General features: G+C 62.4%; 15 protein-coding genes and 1 riboswitch. Of the genes, 8 read left to right on the top strand and 7 right to left on the bottom strand.

Features of this window, described 5'->3' with window-relative positions; genetic code table 11:
- Positions 1 to 48: 48 nt before the first annotated feature.
- From BM045_RS02315 to BM045_RS02305, 3 genes are all read right to left on the bottom strand, one after another.
- Positions 49 to 891 (bottom strand): carbohydrate ABC transporter permease, encoded by an 843-nt coding sequence (locus tag BM045_RS02315; protein WP_092180801.1) that lies wholly within the window; start codon positions 889 to 891, stop codon positions 49 to 51.
- An 86-nt stretch (positions 892 to 977) separates the two neighbouring features.
- Positions 978 to 1,865: a carbohydrate ABC transporter permease gene (locus BM045_RS02310; protein WP_092180798.1), complete on the bottom strand. Its 888-nt coding sequence runs from the start codon at positions 1,863 to 1,865 to the stop codon at positions 978 to 980.
- Positions 1,866 to 1,875: 10 nt separating this feature from the next.
- Positions 1,876 to 3,030 (bottom strand): Gfo/Idh/MocA family protein, encoded by a 1,155-nt coding sequence (locus tag BM045_RS02305; RefSeq protein ID WP_092180795.1) that lies wholly within the window; start codon positions 3,028 to 3,030, stop codon positions 1,876 to 1,878.
- A gap of 361 nt (positions 3,031 to 3,391) precedes the next feature.
- Here BM045_RS02305 and BM045_RS02300 point away from each other — a divergent pair, with 361 nt between their 5' ends.
- From BM045_RS02300 to BM045_RS02285, 4 genes are all read left to right on the top strand, one after another.
- Positions 3,392 to 3,871 (top strand): hypothetical protein, encoded by a 480-nt coding sequence (locus BM045_RS02300; RefSeq protein WP_092179375.1) that lies wholly within the window; start codon positions 3,392 to 3,394, stop codon positions 3,869 to 3,871.
- A 339-nt stretch (positions 3,872 to 4,210) separates the two neighbouring features.
- Positions 4,211 to 5,389 (top strand): MFS transporter, encoded by a 1,179-nt coding sequence (locus BM045_RS02295; RefSeq protein WP_244522847.1) that lies wholly within the window; start codon positions 4,211 to 4,213, stop codon positions 5,387 to 5,389.
- Positions 5,389 to 6,825, top strand: coding sequence for a M81 family metallopeptidase (locus BM045_RS02290; protein WP_092179373.1), 1,437 nt, complete (start codon positions 5,389 to 5,391; stop codon positions 6,823 to 6,825). Before BM045_RS02295 ends, BM045_RS02290 begins: the two co-directional genes overlap by 1 nt.
- A 53-nt stretch (positions 6,826 to 6,878) precedes the next feature.
- A complete protein-coding gene (locus BM045_RS02285) occupies positions 6,879 to 7,658 on the top strand; it encodes an SDR family oxidoreductase (RefSeq protein ID WP_092179372.1) in 780 nt (259 codons plus the stop codon).
- On the opposite strand, the gene BM045_RS02280 is transcribed toward BM045_RS02285, so the two are convergent.
- The 4 genes from BM045_RS02280 to BM045_RS02265 form a co-directional block, all read right to left on the bottom strand.
- Positions 7,651 to 8,379, bottom strand: coding sequence for an ATP-binding cassette domain-containing protein (locus BM045_RS02280; RefSeq protein WP_092179371.1), 729 nt, complete (start codon positions 8,377 to 8,379; stop codon positions 7,651 to 7,653). The genes BM045_RS02285 and BM045_RS02280 overlap by 8 nt on opposite strands.
- Positions 8,376 to 9,386, bottom strand: coding sequence for an ABC transporter permease (locus tag BM045_RS02275; RefSeq protein ID WP_092180792.1), 1,011 nt, complete (start codon positions 9,384 to 9,386; stop codon positions 8,376 to 8,378). Before BM045_RS02275 ends, BM045_RS02280 begins: the two co-directional genes overlap by 4 nt.
- Positions 9,387 to 9,467: 81 nt before the next feature.
- Positions 9,468 to 10,424 (bottom strand): sugar ABC transporter substrate-binding protein, encoded by a 957-nt coding sequence (locus BM045_RS02270; RefSeq protein ID WP_092179370.1) that lies wholly within the window; start codon positions 10,422 to 10,424, stop codon positions 9,468 to 9,470.
- 95 nt (positions 10,425 to 10,519) lie between these two features.
- Positions 10,520 to 11,971 carry an aldehyde dehydrogenase family protein gene (locus BM045_RS02265; RefSeq protein WP_092179369.1) on the bottom strand — a complete coding sequence of 484 codons (1,452 nt, stop codon included), beginning with the start codon at positions 11,969 to 11,971 and terminating at the stop codon, positions 10,520 to 10,522.
- A 208-nt stretch (positions 11,972 to 12,179) separates the two neighbouring features.
- Here BM045_RS02265 and BM045_RS02260 point away from each other — a divergent pair, with 208 nt between their 5' ends.
- The 4 genes from BM045_RS02260 to BM045_RS02245 all read left to right on the top strand — a co-directional run bounded on the left by BM045_RS02260 (position 12,180) and on the right by BM045_RS02245 (position 17,409).
- The gene (locus tag BM045_RS02260) at positions 12,180 to 12,863 is read left to right on the top strand and encodes a GntR family transcriptional regulator (protein ID WP_092179368.1); all 684 of its coding nucleotides are present in this window, start codon (positions 12,180 to 12,182) and stop codon (positions 12,861 to 12,863) included.
- A 21-nt stretch (positions 12,864 to 12,884) separates the two neighbouring features.
- Positions 12,885 to 13,655 (top strand): SDR family NAD(P)-dependent oxidoreductase, encoded by a 771-nt coding sequence (locus BM045_RS02255; RefSeq protein ID WP_092179367.1) that lies wholly within the window; start codon positions 12,885 to 12,887, stop codon positions 13,653 to 13,655.
- A 39-nt stretch (positions 13,656 to 13,694) separates the two neighbouring features.
- Positions 13,695 to 14,228: a peptidylprolyl isomerase gene (locus BM045_RS02250; RefSeq protein ID WP_092179366.1), complete on the top strand. Its 534-nt coding sequence runs from the start codon at positions 13,695 to 13,697 to the stop codon at positions 14,226 to 14,228.
- A gap of 34 nt (positions 14,229 to 14,262) precedes the next feature.
- A riboswitch (cobalamin riboswitch) is annotated at positions 14,263 to 14,429 on the top strand.
- Positions 14,430 to 14,535: 106 nt separating this feature from the next.
- The gene (locus BM045_RS02245; protein ID WP_092179365.1) at positions 14,536 to 17,409 is read left to right on the top strand and encodes a ribonucleoside-diphosphate reductase subunit alpha; all 2,874 of its coding nucleotides are present in this window, start codon (positions 14,536 to 14,538) and stop codon (positions 17,407 to 17,409) included.
- Position 17,410: the final 1 nt, after the last annotated feature.

Raw genomic sequence — 17,410 nt, 5'->3', positions numbered from 1 at the left:
GACCGCGACGCGGTCAGTGCGGGTCCCGGCGGGCCCCGGCCGAAAACTCTACTGCTTGACCGCCCCTGCGGTCAGGCCTGCCACGAGATAGCGCTGCAGGAACACGATGACGATCATCACCGGCAGGATGCCGACGAAGGACGCGGCCATCAGCTCGTTCCACTGCACTTCCTGCTTGCCGAAGAAGGCGAAGAGCCCCACCGGCAGCGGCATGTATTCGGTCTTGGAATTGAAAGTCAGCGCGAAGATGAACTGCTGCGCATAGGCGCCGATGAAGGTCATGATGGCGACCACGACAATGCCCGGCATGGCCAGCGGCAGGATGACCCGGCGCAAAGTGTAAAGGCGCGATGCACCATCGACCCAGGCGGCCTCGTCAAGCTCGCGCGGAATGCGCAGCATGTAGGTGCGCAGCAGGAAGATCGACGACGGAATGAGGAAGGCGGCGCCGGGCACGATCATCGCCCAATAGGTGTTGAGCATGCCGAAACCGCGCATCAGGCGGAACAGCGGGATCAAAAGAACCGCGCCCGAGAACATGTTGACCGCCAGGAACCCGGCCAGCATCAGACCCGAGGCGGGGAACTGGAAGCGGGCGAAGGCATAGGCGGCGGGTACCACCACGGCGATGACGATCAGCGTCACCACGCTCGAGATGAAGAAGGAATTGAAGATGTGCATGCCCAGCATGGGGACCGAGGTCCACATGTTGACATAGGCGTCAAAGGAGCCGTTTTTCGGAATGAAGCTATAGGGCGTCGAAAACAACTGGGCGAGCGGCTTGAGCGAGACCAGGAAGCCTTCGATGAAAGGCGCCAGGACGAAGAACAGAAAGACCGCAATGCCCAGATAGATCGAGGCGACCTCATACCACTTGTAGCGGTCGATCATCGGCTTGGCGGAGCGGACGCGGCTGGCCGGCTTGACCAAGGCGGGGCTTTCGACAGCGGCAATTTCTTCGGTGCGGGCGACATCGCTCATTTGACTTCTCCCTGGGAGAGCTTGCGGACGGCGCGGAAGTAGACGAGGCAGAAGATCGACACGAAGATGCAAATGACCACGGCGCGAGCGGCGCCTTCGCCATATTTGCGGGAGCCCATGGCGGTCTTGTAGGTGTCGATGATCATCGTCGTGGTCTGACCGGACGGGCCGCCATTGGTCAGGATGTAGATGATGTCGAAGGAATTGAAGGTGGCGATGAGCGAGAGCAGGCTCATGGTGACGATGGCCGGCAGCATCAGCGGCAGGGTGATGCGGCGCCAGCGGTAGAAGCGCCCTGCCCCATCGGTCCAGGCGGCTTCATAGAGATCGCGAGAGATCGACTGCATCGAGGCCAGGAAATAGATGGTGACCATGGGCACGCCGATCCACACGTCGGTGACGATGGTGGCCCAGAAGGCGGTGTGGCCATAGGCGAGGAAGGCGACCGGGCCATTGGTCAGGCCGAAATTCTGCAGCATTCCGGAAATCATGCCGAAATTGCCGTTATACATCCAGGCCCACATGTAGATGCCGATGGCCATGGGAACGATCCAGGGCGGCATGGTGAGGATGCGGAAGACGGTCTGGCCAGGCACGGCGGCATTGAGCAGCACGGCGCCGCACATGCCGATGATCATCTTGATCGAGACCGAAAAGAAGGTCCAGACCAGGGTGCGGATGATGACTTCGGTGAAATTGCCGGCGGTGAAGATGCGCTGGTAATTGGCCCAGCCGACGAAATCATAGGTCGGGCGGAGCGCCGCATTGGTGAAGCTGAGGATGATGGTATCGACCAGCGGATAGGCGACGATGGTCAGGATATAGATCAGCGCGGGGGCCAGCAGAAGAAGGGCGAAGGTGACTGCGCTACGGCTGCTGGTCATGGCGTTTTCCTCAATTCGCTCGCCCGAGGGCAGCATCATATTGCTGCCAGATCGGGGTCATGTCGATGACGGAGCGCGTGCGCATCGCCTGGTCCATGGTGAGGGCCAAAAGGCCCGCTTCGAGCGCGTCGGTGACGGCGACCGGCAGGGCGACGCCTTCGAGCATATGCTTGAGGATATCCTCGGCCATTTGCTCGTCGGCGCCATAATGCTGGCTAAGCTCGCTCATCTTGTAGGTGGTGTCGGTCAGCCGTTCGCCAGTGCGGCTATCGGTGACGCGCAGGAAATTGCGGATGAAATCGCCTTCGGCCATGCCCTGCGCACCCATCACGGCAAAGCGGCGGAAATCATCGGGCACGTTGAGATTGGTGTGGAAGGTCAGCGCGGCGCCGTTTTCATACTGCACCATGGCAGTCTGGAAATCGATGACGTCGCCATCGCTGTCGAACACCTTGTCGGAGCCCTCCCAGCCGGACGGCTTGCGATGATAGACCTCCATGTCGTTGATGCCGACATTGGTGGGAGCATTGGCCGGAACGAAGGTGCGGCGACCACCGAAGCTCGACACATATTGCGGCCGGCAGCCCATGACGCCGTTATAAAGATCGAGGTCGTGGCAGCACTTTTCGAGCATGAAGCTGCCCGAATAGCGCTCGTAGCGGCGCCAGTCGCGCATGAAGAAGGCGCCATGATAGGGCGGAATATGCTCGGACGCCTCGATGGAGGTGATGTCGCCAAGCTGACCTTCCGCCTGCGCCTTGCGCAGATCGACATAGAGCGGAGCATAGCGCAGCACGAGGCCGACCATGACATTGTCGGAGCCGTATTGGGCGATAAGCTTGGCCAGCTCCATGGTGTCTTCCACCGAGGTGACCACCGGCTTTTCGGTGAAGATTTTCAGACCGCGCTCGAGGCCGATGCGGATGTGGTCGAGATGGAGATGATTGGGCGAGCCGACCATCAAGAGATCGAGCTCCTGATTGTCGAGCAGGGCTTCGAGCGAGTCGTAAGAGGTGCCGACCGAAACGCCATGCTCCTGCGTGTATGGCAGGCCAGCCGGAGCCGGATCGACATAGCCGACAATCGTGAAATCGGAGCGGGCGGCGGAGAAGACCCGCGCCAGATAACCGAGACGATAGCCGAGGCCGATAATGCCGACTCGCATGAGCATTCCCTGTTTATTCTTCGGCCGATCTCTGCTGGATCGGTACGGAATTCTGTAAACGATTTTCAAGACTAGGGTCGTTGTGAAATGGATGTCAACACGAATCCGTCACACGTTCAATACCAATTTAAGCCACCCCATCACTTTGCCCAATGAGGCGCCATTTTGCCGAATTTCTGGGCGTTTATCCTGCATTTCAGGGCCGCAGGCATGTGGACAAGAGGTTTCAAAAGGGGCAGCATGTTCAGATTGGTATTCATCTGGGCTCCTCAGGAGTGTTTCATCCAGATGGTCTCCATGAAAATTTGAAACAGGACTGCAGCCAGCGCAATTCGCTACCTGCAGATGAGCGAGAGCTGAGATGCCGAGCACCAATCCCTTCCCCCAAGACACCGACCGCAGCGCCATCTGGACCATGCTGGTCGAGCGCGACATTGCCGCTTTCGTGGCCGCCGACTGGAGCCTGGTCGACGGCGATTTCGTCAAGGAGGGGTTCCTCGGGATCAACGGCGGCAAGTCGGGCAATCCCGACGCCTGGAAGATCAGCTTTCCGACGCTGGAGGCCTATCGCGACGACTGGATCCGGCAGGCCAAGGAGAGCCAGAAGCTCGACTATGCCGAGGACGTGCTGGAAGGAATCCACCGCGCCACGTCGCTGACCGAGATCGAGATCAATGGCGAGATTGCCATCGCGCATAAGAAGTTCGACGGTGAGATCGCGCTGAGCGACGGCGGCAAGGATGTGTTGAACTGGCAGACGCTGTATTTCTGCCGCAAGGTGGACGGGATTTGGAAGCTGACGGGGTTTGCGGGGTATTTGCCGTATCCGATGGGTGCTTAGGTTCATCGGTCTAGGGAACGACGGTCATATCGGGGCTCCCCTACCCCCACCCGACCCCTGCGGGGCCACCTTCCCCACAAGGGGGAGGGATAAGAAAGAGCCGAGGCCACTGAGCCCTCAATCCCTCCCCTGAATGGGGAGGGATTGAGGGTGGGGTGATGGGAGCCCCGATCCAAGCCAAGGAAAAGACCCCTCATCCGCCCTTCGGGCAACTAGCCATTCGGGCATAGCCCTCATGGCCTTCTCACCTCAAATCGCTCCACTGGAGCGATTTGCCCTACGGGACAGTTCGAAGTCCCTCAAGGTGAGAAGGACACCGACTGAAACTTCGAGTGCACAATGTTAAGTCCCCAGCGCCTGACCATGTTGATCTTTTTCCTGCAGCCGATTGCCTTTGGGGCATGGTTGCCGCGGATTCCCGAGGTGCAGCAGGCGCTGGGTCTGGGGCCGGCTGGACTGGCAGTCGCTTTACTCGGCCTGCCCTGCGGGACGCTGCTGACGCTGCCGTTTGCCGGGCCGCTGGTGGGCAAGATCGGGCCACGGATGGCGATTTTTTCGGGGTTTTTCTTCTATACGGCGGCGGTGAGCCTGCCGGCCTTTGCGACCAATCCGGCACTGCTGTTTATTGCCCTGATGTTTGCCGGCTCGTCGCTGAGCTTTGTCGAACTGGGGCTGAATGTGCAGGCCGATGCTGTGGAGAAGGGCGGGGGCAAGATGATCATGACCACGTCGCATGGCTTTTGGTCGGTGGGGATCATGGCGGGCAGCCTGATCGGTTCGGGCCTCGCGGCACTGGGGCTGGCGGCGCAATGGGCCATTCCGCTGGTGGCGATTGTGGTCCTGCCGCTGGCGCTGCTGGTGGCGCGGGTTCTGCCGGTCTATCCGGTGGAACTGCCGCAGGGCGCGACGCAGCGATCGGCCTGGGCGCTGCCGAGCTGGGCGCTTCTGGGCATCTGCCTCTTCGTCTTTGGCGTGACCATGACCGAGGGTGCCATGGCCGACTGGTCGGCGATCTTCTTGCGCGATGCGCTGGGTGCCGAGGGCGGCATGGTGGGACTGGGCTATTCGGTGTTTGCCGCCATGGTGGCGGCGGGACGATTTGGCGGCGACCGGCTGAAGGCGCGGTTCGGGGCGGTCAACACCGCGCGGATCTGCGGCACGCTGGCACTGGCGGGCGCGGCGGTGCTTTATATGTCGCCCAATGAAGTGGTGGCGCTGTTTGGCTTTGGCATCATTGGCCTCGGCGTTTCAGTCGGTTTTCCACTGGCGGTGACCGCCGCGGCGGGGCTGGGCGACCGGGCGGCATCGGCCAATGTGGCGACGCTGAGCTTTGTGGCGCTGCTGGGCTTTCTCGTCGGCCCGCCGGTGATTGGCTTTGTTGCCGAACACTTCGACATGCGCTGGGGCATTGCCTGTCTCGTGCCGGTGTTGCTGATCAGCCTGCTGCTGACCGGGCGGCTGGCCGTGGGCAAGAAGCCGATCAACAATCCTGAAGCCGAAATTCCTGGAGTATTGTGATGCGCATAGCCGTTGCTGGTCTTCACACTGAATGCAGCACCTATAATCCCGTCCTGGCGCGCGAGGCCGACTTCCGCGTGCTGCGCGGCCCATCGATGCTCAAGGACGCGTATTTCGATTTCCTGACGCATTTCCCGGCCGAATTCATCACAGTGCTGCATGCGCGGGCGATTGCCGGCGGCCCGGTTGAGGCCGGAATTTACGCGCGCTGGAAGGCGGAGATTCTGGACGGGATCAAGGCGGCGCTGCCGCTGGATGGCGTGTATCTGGCCATGCATGGGGCGATGTTCGTAGAGGGCATGCAGGACGCCGAAGGCGATTTTATTGCCGCGGTGCGCGCGCTGGTCGGGCCGGAGGTTTTGATTGCCGCGAGCTATGACCTGCATGGCAATGTGAGCCAGAAGATCGTCGACGCACTGGACATTTTTTCGACCTATCGCACGGCGCCGCATATCGATGTGCAGGACACGATGCGGCGGGCGGTGACCATGCTGGTGCGGGCGCTGCGGACCGGGCAAAGGCCGATGCTGGCCTGGGCGCCGGTGCCGGTGCTGCTGCCAGGCGAGCGGACGTCGACGCAGGACGAGCCGGCGAAGACCTTCTATACGCAGTTGCAGGCGGTGGAGGATCCGACGGGGATCTGGGATGCAAGTTTCCAGGTCGGCTATGTCTGGGCCGACGAGCCACGCGCCACGGCCTGCGCGATGGTGACCGGGACCGACCGGGCGGCGATGACAGCGGCGGCGATGCATCTGGCGCAGGATTATTGGGATATCCGCGAAGGCTTTGTGTTTGGCACCAAGGTCGGGTCGATTGCAGAGACGGTGGATTGGGCGGTGACTTCGGCGACCGGTCCGGTGGTTTTGGCGGAATCGGGCGACAATCCGACTGGCGGCGGCGTGGGTGACCGGGCGGAGGTTCTGGCTGCGCTGATCGCGCGGGATGCGCAGGGCGTGGTGTTTGCCGGCATTGCCGACAAGGTAGCGACGGATGCGGCCTATGCGGCAGGTGTCGGGGCGACATTGCCACTCAGCATCGGCGCGAGCCTTGATCCGTCGAGCGCCAAGGTGATGGTCAATGCCGAAGTGGTGTTTTTGGCGGAGGTCGAGGAAGAGCGGCTACGCGAGGCGGTGGTGCGGATTGGCGGCATCGAGCTGGTGCTCACGGCGCGGCGGCGGCCGTTCCACAATATTCCCGATTTCACCAAGCTCGGACTCGATCCGCGCACGGCGAGGATCGTGGTGGTCAAGTCGGGCTATCTGTCGCCGGACCTGGGGCCGATCGCCAATCCCAGCCTGATGGCGCTGTCGCCGGGCGTAGTAGACCAGTTTGTCGAGCGACTGGAGCGCAAGCACAAGAGCATTGCGCAATATCCGTTCGACAAGGACTTTTCCTACACGCCCGAGGTGAAGTGGTCGGCGGGAGCGCAGCGCTAACAACCAAACCTGCTCCGATGCGTTGCCTTTGCAAGCAAGCATCGGAGTGCACAATGGAATTTGATGGCAAGGTGGCGCTGGTGACCGGCGCTGGTTCGGGGATCGGCAAGGCGGCGGCGCTAAGGCTGGGGGCGGGTGGCGCAAGCGTCGTGGTGATCAGCCGGACGCTTGAAGAGGTCGAGAAGACCCGCGACGCGATCATCAAGGCGGGCGGTAAGGCCATTGCCATTGATGCGGACATTTCCGAGGAAAAGGAAATGACCAAGGTGATCGAGGCGACGATCAAAGAGTTCAAGCGGCTCGATGTGGTGGTGGCCAATGCCGGGATCAACGGCATGTGGGCGCCGATCGATGACCTGACGCCCGATGAGTGGGACCAGACCATGACGGTCAACCTGCGCGGGACTTATATGACGCTGCATCTGGCGGTGCCGCATCTCAAAAAGCGCGGCGGCTCGGTGATTATCGTGTCGTCGATCAACGGCAATCGCACCTTCACATCGGCTGGCGCGACCGCCTATTCGGCGACCAAGGCGGCTCAGGTGGCGATGGCGCAGCAATTGGCGCTGGAGCTGGGCAAGCACAAGATCCGGGTCAATGCGGTGTGCCCGGGGGCGATCGATACCGAGATCGACGACAATACCGACAAGCGGAATGTGAAAGAGGCGGAGATCCCGGTGAAATGGCCGGAGGGGGATATTCCGATTACCGGTGGCAAGCCGGGGTCGAGCGATGCGGTGGCGGATGTGATCGCGTTTCTCGCGTCAGATGCTGCCCGCCATGTGACCGGGGTGCCGGTCTATGTCGATGGCGGGCAGTCGCTGCTCAGGTAAGCACCACGTGCTGGGTCAGCTCTTCGATCGTGGTATCGGCCTTGGCGACGTCGAAGACCTTGGTGCCGTGGCTCATGATGACGAAGCGGTCGCAGACCTGGTAGGCGTGGTACAGATTGTGGGTGACCAGGACGCTCGAGACGCCTTCAGCCTTGAGCTTGAGCACCTGGTGCAGCAGCGCCTCGGTTTCGCGGACGGAGAGGGCCGAGGTCGGTTCGTCGAGCAAGAGCACGCGGCGCTTGAAGAAGACGGCGCGGGCGATGGCGACGGCCTGCTTCTGGCCGCCGGAGAGATCGCCGACCAGCTTGTCGGGGCTGTCGATGCCCGAGATATGCACGGCGCTTTCGAGCACCTGCATGGCGATGTCGCGCATCTGTTTCAGATCGAGGAAACCGAAGCGGGTGGTCAGTTCGCGGCCGAGGAAGATGTTGCGCGAGATCGAGAGGCAATCGACCAGGGCCGTGTTCTGGTAGATGGTCTCGATGCCCGCTTCGGCGCTGTCGCGGCGGTTGGCGAAATCCTGCTTTTTGCCGTCGACGGAGATGTAGCCGGAACTGGGGCGATGGATGCCGGAGAGCATGTTGACCGTGGTCGACTTGCCGGCGCCATTGTCGCCGAGGAGGCCGACGACTTCACTGTGGCCCACTTCGAAGCTGAGATCGGTTAGCGCCTTGAGCGGCCCGAAGGTCTTGTTGATATTGTGCAGGGCCAGCAGGCTCATAGCGAGGCTCCCCGGCGATCGAGGCCGTGGTTGAAGATCGACGCCACCACGATCAGCGTGGCGATGAACATGTCGAGATAGAAGCCGGGCGCGCGCATCAGCAGCAGCACGTCGGTGATGGTGAAGATCAGCATCACACCAAGGAAGACGCCGAGGATCGAGCCACGGCCGCCGCGCAGGGACAGCCCGCCGATGACGCAGGCAGCAATGGCCTGCAGTTCGAGGCCGGCGCCCTGCCCCGGTTGCACCGAGCCGACGCGCGTGGTGGCGAGAATGCCGGCAAAGGCGGCCATGAAACCGGCGATGGCGAAGGCGAGGAGCTTGATGCGGTTGGTGTTGACGCCGATGGCGGTGGCGGCCTGGCGATTGCCGCCGGTGGCGAAGACGTGATTGCCGAACTTGTGGCGATGCAGCATGGCCCAGAAGACGAGGCACAGCACGATGAACCAGATGAAGGCGGCATTGATGCCGAACAGCGTGCCGGAGAATAGTTCGTTGAAGACCGGGTTCGGATCGAAGCGGACCTGAACGGCGCCGTTGATCAAGAGGACCGCGCCGCGCCAGAACAGCAGGCCACCTAGGGTGACGATGAAGCTGGGGAGATTGAAGCGCAGGGTCAGCGCGCCGTTGAGAAGGCCGATTGCGGCGCCGATCATAAGGCCGACCGGGGCGGCCAGGAAGGCATCGACGCCCATGCCGACCAGCATGGCCATGATGATGGCGGTGAAAGTATAGACCGAGCCGATGGAGAGATCGAATTCACCGGCGATCATCAGCACGCCAGCGCCGAGCGCCAGGCAACCGAGCACCGGCACCGAGCGCATCATGATGCCCATATTGGCCGACGAGAGATAGCGGAAGTCATCGGGGAACAGCAGGCCAGCCGCGATGCAGCCGAGCTGCACCACGACGAAGACCAGGAGAATGGCACCGGCGGGCATGTCGAGCAGGCTATGCAGCCGATTGGCGAGCGTTGGTCGCGGCAGGACTGCGCGATCGTGGGTCATGGCGGTCACGGTCAAGATCTCGGAAATGGAAAGGGGCTTCGGCCGCGCGCCTTTGGGACATCGCGCGGCCGAAGCGTCACATCAGCGATAGGTGCCGATGAAGGGTTTCACGACGCCGATGCGTTCCTTGTCGAGGAAGGCGCCCTGGCCGGTGTCGACATCGGTCGGGGTCAGGCCGTAGCGTGCGGCCATGGCGATCTGGGCGATCGGATAGTAGCCCTGCAGGTAGGGCTGCTGGTCCATGGTGGCGAACATGGCGCCGGATTCGACGGCGTTGACGATTTCGACGGCAAGGTCGAAGCCGCCGAACGGCACGTCGACGCCCGCATCCTTGATGGCGCCCGCGCCAACGGTGGAGGTGACCGAACCGGTGCCGAAGACGGCCTTGATGTCCGGGTTGGCGATCAGAGCCTGGGCCATGATGTTCTGGGCTTCGGCGGGGTCGAGACCGGCACGAACGGTTTCAACCTTGATGCCATGTTCGCTCATGGCGCGCTCGATGCCGCCGCCACGGGCCACGGCAAAGCTGGCCTCGGGGATTTCGCGCGGGTTGAAGACGGTGTCGCCTTCCTTGAGGCCAAAGGCTTCGATCATGCGGATGCCGAGTTCATAGCCCGAGGCTTCTTCATCCATGCCGACATAGGCCTGGCGGCAATTGCCGGCGGCGCCTTCGAGGTCGTCATTGTTGAAGCCGATGACCACGACGCCGGCCTCGACGGCCGAGCAGATGCTCTCGTCGAAAGCGTCGGAAGACGAGATGGCGACGGCAATGCCATCGACGCCGGTGGCGACGGCCGATTCGATCAGGTCATTCTGGCGGACCGGATCGTTGTTGGCATATTGCACGTCGAGATCGACGTTGAAGGCAGCCGCAGCATCCTGCGCGCCCTTCACCACCGGATTGAAGAACTGCACGCTGGGGTCGAGATAGATGATCATGGTGGCCTTCACCGGATCATCCTGCGCGATGGCACCGCCGGCCGAAGCCAGCATAGTGCAGCCGGCCAACAGGCCTGCCGTCAGTTTGGTCAGTTTCATTATAGTCCTCCCTGTTGATGAAACGGGCCCTCCTCAGGTCCCGCTCCGATGGCGTCCTCTCGCCATCGAATTCTGTTGCCCGGTTCAGCTACTCCTTAGTGCTCAAACCAAGGCTGCCCGCGTCCGAGGGTCATGTGCAGACCCTTGAACTGGGAATATTCGTCGAAGCCGAAGCGGCCGAGCTCGCGGCCGGTGCCGGATTTTTTGTAGCCACCGATCGGCAGTTCGGGCGTGCCGTCGATCACCGAATTGATCCAGCAGCGGCCGGCGCGCAGCTTGCGCGTGGTCTGGATGGCGTTCTCCAAATCGCGCGTCCAGACCGAGGCCGAGAGGCCGAAGGGCGTGCCATTGGCGAGAGCGACCGCCTCTTCGGGCGTGTCGAAACCGATGGTGGCGAGCACTGGCCCGAAGATTTCCTCCTGGGCGATCTTCATGTCGGGACGGACCTTGTCGAAGACGGTCGGGGCGAAGAAATTGCCATTCTTGGCATCGACCATGTCGCCGCCGAGCAGCAGTTCGGCGCCCTCTTCCACGCCGGCCGCCACATAGGATGCGACCTTTTCGAGATGGGTCTGGGTGACCATGGCGCCAAAGCGGGTGCCGGCGCCGAGCGGATCGCCGAAAGGCAGCTTGCGCGATAGTTCAAGCAGGCGTTCCAACAGGGCCGGACGGATGGAGTTCTGCACGATCAGGCGGCTGCCGGAAATGCAGCACTGGCCGGCATTGTGATAGACGCCATAGGCAATGCCATCGGCAGCGGCTTCGAGATCGGCATCGGCGAAGACCACCTGGGGGCCCTTGCCGCCCAGTTCGAGACCGACGCGCTTGACGCCGGCGGCAGCGATGCCGGCGAGCTGGGTGCCGACGCGAACCGAACCGGTAAAGGCCAGCACATCGACGCGCGGATCTTCGGCCAGCACCTGGCCGACGGCCGGGCCGTAGCCGGTGATGACGTTGAAGACGCCAGCGGGGAGACCAGCCTCAAGCGCCAGCTCAGCCAGACGAATGGTGGTGCCGGAGGTGAATTCGCTCGGCTTGACCACGACGGTGCAGCCGGCGCCCAAAGCCCACGGCACGCGCTCAGAAACGATGATGAAGGGGAAATTCCACGGCGTGATGATGCCGACGACGCCAGCCGGCTCGCGCAGCACCAGGCCGAGGCGGTTTTCGCCGATATTGTTATGGGTGGCGCCTTCGAGGCCGCGCGACATGCCGGCGGCATAGTTCCACAGGTCGGCGCAATAGCCGATCTCGCCCTTGGCCTGTTCCAGCGGCTTGCCGGTTTCGAGGCATTCGATCAGGCCGAGTTCATCGACGTGGGCGAGGATTTTGTCGGCGATGCGATGCAGGATTGTCGAGCGCTCGGCGCCACTCATCGTCGCCCAGGGGCCGTTATCGAAGGCCTTGCGGGCGGCAGAAATGGCGAGATTGGCGTCGGCGGTGGTGCCGGCGGGCCATTCGCCAACCGCCTTGCCGCGATGACCCGGGCTTTCGCGGGTCACCGTTTCGCCGGACTGCGCGTCAATCGATTTGCCGTCGATCAGCATGCGATAGGCGCGTTTACTCGCCAGCCGCGGATCACTAAGGTTCGGCACGACGAAATTGTCTTGAAAGCGTGACTGCATGAGTATCGCAACGGCGGGCTAAGCCCACCCTCCCCGAGCATTCGGACGTTTTCATTACGTCCTGTATGGAATTGTATGGTACCGTATGGCGCATTGGCACTGACTGTCAATGGCATGGGCGAGATGTAAGATGACTCTTGAAATGCAGGTGGCGGAAAGCGGCGAAAGCGCCGCCGCATCGATCGAAAAAGACCTGCGCCGGTCGATCATCGAGCTTGAGCTGCTGCCCGGTTCACGCCTCAGCGAACAGGATATTGCGACCCGACTCGGGGTGTCGCGGCAGCCGGTGCGCGAGGCACTGATCAAGCTGGCCAATTCGCGACTGATCGAAATCCGTCCGCATCGCGGCACGGTGGTGGCACGCATCTCTGCCAAGGAAATGACAGAGGCGTTGTTTGTGCGGCAGTCGGTCGAGATCGCCGTGGTGGAGAAGGCGGCGCAGAATTTTGACGCCTGGCAGCGCAAGCGGATCAATTCGATCCTCGGCCAGCAGGAAGAGGCGGCGCGCCGGCTCGACCATGCCGGCTTCCGCGAACATGACGAGGCGTTTCACATCGCCATCGCCACCGGCGCCGGGGTGGGGATCGCCTGGATCGCCATTGCCGACATGAAGACGCATATGGACCGGGTCTGCAACATGACGCTGCGCGATGAAGAAGACATGCTGCGCAGGATCGGCGAGCATCATGCCATCATGGAAGCGATCGACGCGCGGGATGTGGATGCCGCCCGGCAGGCCATGAGCAAGCATCTCGCCAGCATTCTGGACGACCTGCCCGAGCTCGAAACCAAGCATGCGAGCCTGTTTATCTAAATCTTGTAGCGAGCCTGACCTATGCCTGACTTTGCCCTCTATCCCAGCCTCTCCGGTGTTCCCGTCGTGATCTCAGGCGGTGCCTCGGGCATTGGCGAGTCACTGGTGCGCAATTTTGCGGCGCAGGGCGCCAAGGTGGGGTTTGTCGATATCCAGGCGGACAAGGGCGCGGCGCTGGTCGAGGAATTGTCTAGCGCCGGACAGGTGGCGAAATTCACCCAGTGCGATGTGACTGATACAGCGGCCTATCAGGCCGCGATTGCGGGTTTTGCCGCGGCGCATGGCGATGCCCTAGTGCTGGTCAATAATGCGGCGCATGACCACCGGCACGACTGGGCCGAGGTGACGCCGGACTATTGGGACGACCGCATGGCGGTCAATCTCAAGCATGCCTTCTTTGCCATCCAGGCGGTGTCGCCGGGGATGATAAAGGCCAAACGCGGCTCGATCATCAATACCGGTTCAATCAGCTGGATGATCATGTCACCGAAGATCCCGGTCTATGAGACGGCCAAGGCGGCGACGCATGGGCTGACCCGCGGCATGGCGCGCGACCTCGGCAAGCATGGCATTCGCGTCAATACGCTGGTGCCGGGCTGGGTGATGACCGAACGTCAGCTGACCCATTGGGTGGATGAGGCGGCCGAAAAGCAGATCGAAGCGACGCAGGCGCTGGCCGGCCGGGTCTATCCCGATGACTGCGCGCGGATGGCGCTGTTTCTGGCGGCCGAAGACAGCGCGATGATCTCGGCGCAGCAGTTTCTGGTGGATGGCGGCTGGGCAAACACCTGATCTTATTGCCAGTTTCATGGCGCATGCTATGGGGTGCGCATGAGCATCAAAGTTGAAATCGAAACCGAACTGGGCCGCTTCACGCTGGCCCTCGAACAGGACAAGGCGCCGATCACGGTGGCCAATTTCCTCCGCTATGTGGATGGCGGGCATATCAGCGGCATGACGGCCTATCGGATCGTCACGCTGGGCAACCAGCCGGCCGAGACCGTGCACCGGATCGAAGTGGTGCAATGGGGCCGCAAGGCGGTCAATGACGCCTATGACGACCTGCTGCCGGGCATTGCGCATGAGCCCACGTCCGTCACCGGTATCCGGCACGAGAACATGACGATCTCCATGGCGCGCTATGCACCGGGCACGGCCGGCGCGGGCTTTTTCATCTGCATCGGCGACCAGCCCTTGCTGGATGAAGGCGGCGCGCGCAATCCGGACCTGCTGGGCTTTGCCGCCTTCGGCAAGGTGGTCGCGGGCGAGGATGTGGTGCGGGCTATTTTTGCCAAGGCCAAGCCGGATACAGAGCACCAGGATGAGCCGGTGCAGTTCACCGGCGCCGAGCGGCTGCAAGACTGAACACCAAGGCTTGACGCGACTCACGCAGGCAGACACTATATATAGTGTTAGAGGTCATCCGGATCGCAAGGACGGGTGATAATAGGGAAGCCGGTGCGAACCTCAGGTTCTAGTCCGGCGCTGCCCCCGCAACTGTGAAAGCGTGGCGTTTCCTCGGAAATGCCCGCCAGCCAGATACCTGCCTCTCACGAAGAAACGTCCACGGGCGGGGTGTCCCATTGGTCGCGAGGCAGCTGCCTGGCTGATCGAGCCATTGCCCCTGCGCGCGCCCTTTGCCCCTGCCGTCACCTACGGGTTCTGGGGTCCAATGTCGCAAATTCAAACTGATCATCACGCTCATTCCGCTGTTCCACCGGGCTTTGCCGGTGAGCGCGCGCCGGCCAGCGAGCCGGGCTATTCCATCATCAAGCGCAATGGCGGCACGGTGCCGTTCGATCCCAGCAAGATCGCCGTGGCGCTGACCAAGGCGTTTCTTGCCGTGGAGGGCAACAAGGCGGCCGCCTCGCGCCGGGTGCATGAGATCGTCGAGGCACTGGGCGCGGAAGTGTTTGCCGCGCTGACCCGCCGGGCCAAGGATGGCCGCGTGTTCCACATCGAGGATGTGCAGGATCAGGTGGAGCTGGCGCTGATGCGCGGCGAGCACCAGAAGGTGGCGCGGGCCTATGTGCTGTATCGCGAGGAGCATGCGCGGGCGCGGGCCGCCGGCAAGGTCAGTGCCGTGGTGGCATCCGGCATTGCCATGGCGGATGGCTCGCCGCTGGATGAGGTTCGGCTGGCGACGGTGATCGGCGAGGCTTGCGCCGGGCTGGAGGGGACGGCGCCGGAGACGATCGTCGAAGAGACGCGGCGCAATCTCTATAGCGGGATTTCGCTGGATGAACTGGCGCTGGCGCCGATTCTAGCCGCGCGCACATTGGTCGAGACCGAGCCGAACTATGCCTATGTTTCGGCCCGGCTGCTGCTCGACAAACTGCGCCGCGAGGCCCTGAGCTTTGTCGCCGGCCGGCCGGACCAGGCAACGCAGGCCGATATGGCGACGCGTTATGTGGAGTATTTCCCGGAGTATCTGGCGACCGGCATCCAGCATGAGCTGATCGATCCGGAGCTTTCCCGCTTCGACCTCAAGCGCATGGCCGCGGCGATCAAGCCGGAGCGCGATACGCAGTTCCAATATCTCGGGCTGCAGACGCTGTATGACCGCTACTTCCTGCATGTTGAGCGCAAGGTGTTCGAGCTGCCACAGGCGTTTTTCATGCGCGTGGCCATGGGGCTGGCGGTGCGCGAGATCGACCGCGAGGCGCGAGCGATTGAATTTTATGACCTGCTGTCGAGCTTTGATTTCATGGCCTCGACGCCGACGCTGTTCAATTCGGGCACGCTGCGGCCGCAGCTGAGCTCGTGTTTTTTGACCACCGTGGCCGATGATCTCGACGGCATCTTCAAGGCGGTGAAGGACAATGCCCTGCTGGCCAAATATTCGGGCGGGCTGGGCAATGACTGGACGCCGGTGCGGGGGCTCGGCGCCCATATCAAGGGGACCAATGGCGAAAGCCAGGGCGTGGTGCCCTTCCTCAAGGTGGCCAATGATACCGCCATTGCCGTCAACCAGGGCGGCAAGCGCAAGGGGGCGGTCTGCGCCTACCTCGAAACCTGGCACGTCGACATCGAGGAATTCCTCGACCTGCGCAAGAACACCGGCGACGACCGCCGCCGCACGCATGACATGAACACCGCCAATTGGGTGCCGGACCTGTTCATGGAGCGCGTCGAGGCGGGCGGTGACTGGACGCTGTTTTCGCCCGACGAGGCGCCGGACCTGCATGACCTCTATGGTCCAGCGTTCAAGACGGCCTATGAGAGCTATGAAGCCAAGGCCGCGGCTGGCCAGCTCAAGGTGTTCCGCACGGTCAAGGCGCTGGATCTGTGGCGCAAGATGCTGACCATGATCTTTGAGACCGGGCATCCCTGGATCACCTTCAAGGACCCCTGCAATATCCGCTCGCCACAGCAGCATGTGGGCGTGGTGCATTCGTCCAATTTGTGCACTGAAATCACGCTCAACACGTCCAAGGACGAGGTGGCGGTGTGCAATCTCGGCTCGATCAACCTGCTGGCCCATGTGGGCGCGAACGGGCTCGATCTGGTGCGGCTGAAGCACACGGTCGATGTCGCCATGCGCATGCTGGACAATGTGGTGGACATCAATTTCTACACCATTCCGGAGGCGCGGAAGTCCAACCTGCGGCATCGTCCGGTCGGGCTTGGGCTGATGGGCTTTGCCGATGCGCTGCAGGCGCAGGGCATTGCCTATTCGTCGGATCGCGCGGTGGAATTTGCGGATACATCGATGGAAGCGATCAGCTATTTCGCCATTTCGGCTTCGACCGATCTAGCCGAAGAGCGTGGGGCCTATGCGAGCTTTGAGGGGTCGCTATGGAGCCAGGGGATTCTGCCGATCGACAGCCAGGAGCTGCTGGCCAAGACGCGCAGCGAGATCAATGTGGATCGGACGCAAAGGCTGGACTGGGAGACGTTGCGGAGCCGCGTGAAGAGCGTCGGCATGCGCAATTCCAACACCATGGCGATCGCGCCGACGGCGACGATTTCCAATATCTGCGGCGTCAGCCAGTCGATCGAGCCGGGCTACCAGAACCTCTATGTCAAATCCAACATGAGCGGCGACTTCACCGTGGTGAATGCCCAGCTGGTGCGCGACCTCAAGGCGCGTGGGCTGTGGGACGCGGTGATGATCTCGGATCTCAAATATTTCGACGGTTCGGTGGGGCAGATCGACCGGGTGCCGGATGATCTGAAAGCCATCTACGCCACCGCTTTCGAGATGGATTCGCGCTGGATCATCGCGGCGGCCTCGCGGCGGCAGAAGTGGATCGACCAGGCGCAGTCGCTCAACCTCTATCTCGCCAATCCATCGGACAAGGCGCTGGACAATCTCTATCGCTCGGCCTGGAAGGCGGGGCTGAAGACCACCTATTACCTGCGCTCGCGCTCGGCAACGCATGTCGAGAAATCGACGCTCAAGGGCACCGACGGCAAGCTCAATGCCGTGGCGGTGAGTGCGCCGGTGGTCGAGGCGGCGCCGGTGCGGACGGGGCTGGTGATGCCGGTGATTGATGGTCCGGCCTGCCTGATCGACGATCCCGACTGTGAAGCCTGCCAGTAAT

It is taken from the genome of Devosia sp. YR412 (assembly GCF_900110945.1).
GTDB lineage: Bacteria > Pseudomonadota > Alphaproteobacteria > Rhizobiales > Devosiaceae > Devosia.
The sequence above is the reverse complement of the archived record's forward strand: the minus strand, read 5'-3'. Positions and strand labels throughout refer to the sequence as shown.

What these genes read in the sequence shown, in the direction of transcription:
- BM045_RS02315 (WP_092180801.1), bottom strand. Translation starts at nt 891, where the DNA reads ATGATCGACCGCTACAAGTGGTATGAGGTCGCCTCGATCTATCTGGGC.
- BM045_RS02310 (WP_092180798.1), bottom strand. Translation starts at nt 1,865, where the DNA reads ATGACCAGCAGCCGTAGCGCAGTCACCTTCGCCCTTCTTCTGCTGGCC.
- BM045_RS02305 (WP_092180795.1), bottom strand. Translation starts at nt 3,030, where the DNA reads ATGCGAGTCGGCATTATCGGCCTCGGCTATCGTCTCGGTTATCTGGCG.
- BM045_RS02300 (WP_092179375.1), top strand. Translation starts at nt 3,392, where the DNA reads ATGCCGAGCACCAATCCCTTCCCCCAAGACACCGACCGCAGCGCCATC.
- BM045_RS02295 (WP_244522847.1), top strand. Translation starts at nt 4,211, where the DNA reads ATGTTAAGTCCCCAGCGCCTGACCATGTTGATCTTTTTCCTGCAGCCG.
- BM045_RS02290 (WP_092179373.1), top strand. Translation starts at nt 5,389, where the DNA reads ATGCGCATAGCCGTTGCTGGTCTTCACACTGAATGCAGCACCTATAAT.
- BM045_RS02285 (WP_092179372.1), top strand. Translation starts at nt 6,879, where the DNA reads ATGGAATTTGATGGCAAGGTGGCGCTGGTGACCGGCGCTGGTTCGGGG.
- BM045_RS02280 (WP_092179371.1), bottom strand. Translation starts at nt 8,379, where the DNA reads ATGAGCCTGCTGGCCCTGCACAATATCAACAAGACCTTCGGGCCGCTC.
- BM045_RS02275 (WP_092180792.1), bottom strand. Translation starts at nt 9,386, where the DNA reads ATGACCCACGATCGCGCAGTCCTGCCGCGACCAACGCTCGCCAATCGG.
- BM045_RS02270 (WP_092179370.1), bottom strand. Translation starts at nt 10,424, where the DNA reads ATGAAACTGACCAAACTGACGGCAGGCCTGTTGGCCGGCTGCACTATG.
- BM045_RS02265 (WP_092179369.1), bottom strand. Translation starts at nt 11,971, where the DNA reads ATGCTGATCGACGGCAAATCGATTGACGCGCAGTCCGGCGAAACGGTG.
- BM045_RS02260 (WP_092179368.1), top strand. Translation starts at nt 12,180, where the DNA reads ATGACTCTTGAAATGCAGGTGGCGGAAAGCGGCGAAAGCGCCGCCGCA.
- BM045_RS02255 (WP_092179367.1), top strand. Translation starts at nt 12,885, where the DNA reads ATGCCTGACTTTGCCCTCTATCCCAGCCTCTCCGGTGTTCCCGTCGTG.
- BM045_RS02250 (WP_092179366.1), top strand. Translation starts at nt 13,695, where the DNA reads ATGAGCATCAAAGTTGAAATCGAAACCGAACTGGGCCGCTTCACGCTG.
- BM045_RS02245 (WP_092179365.1), top strand. Translation starts at nt 14,536, where the DNA reads ATGTCGCAAATTCAAACTGATCATCACGCTCATTCCGCTGTTCCACCG.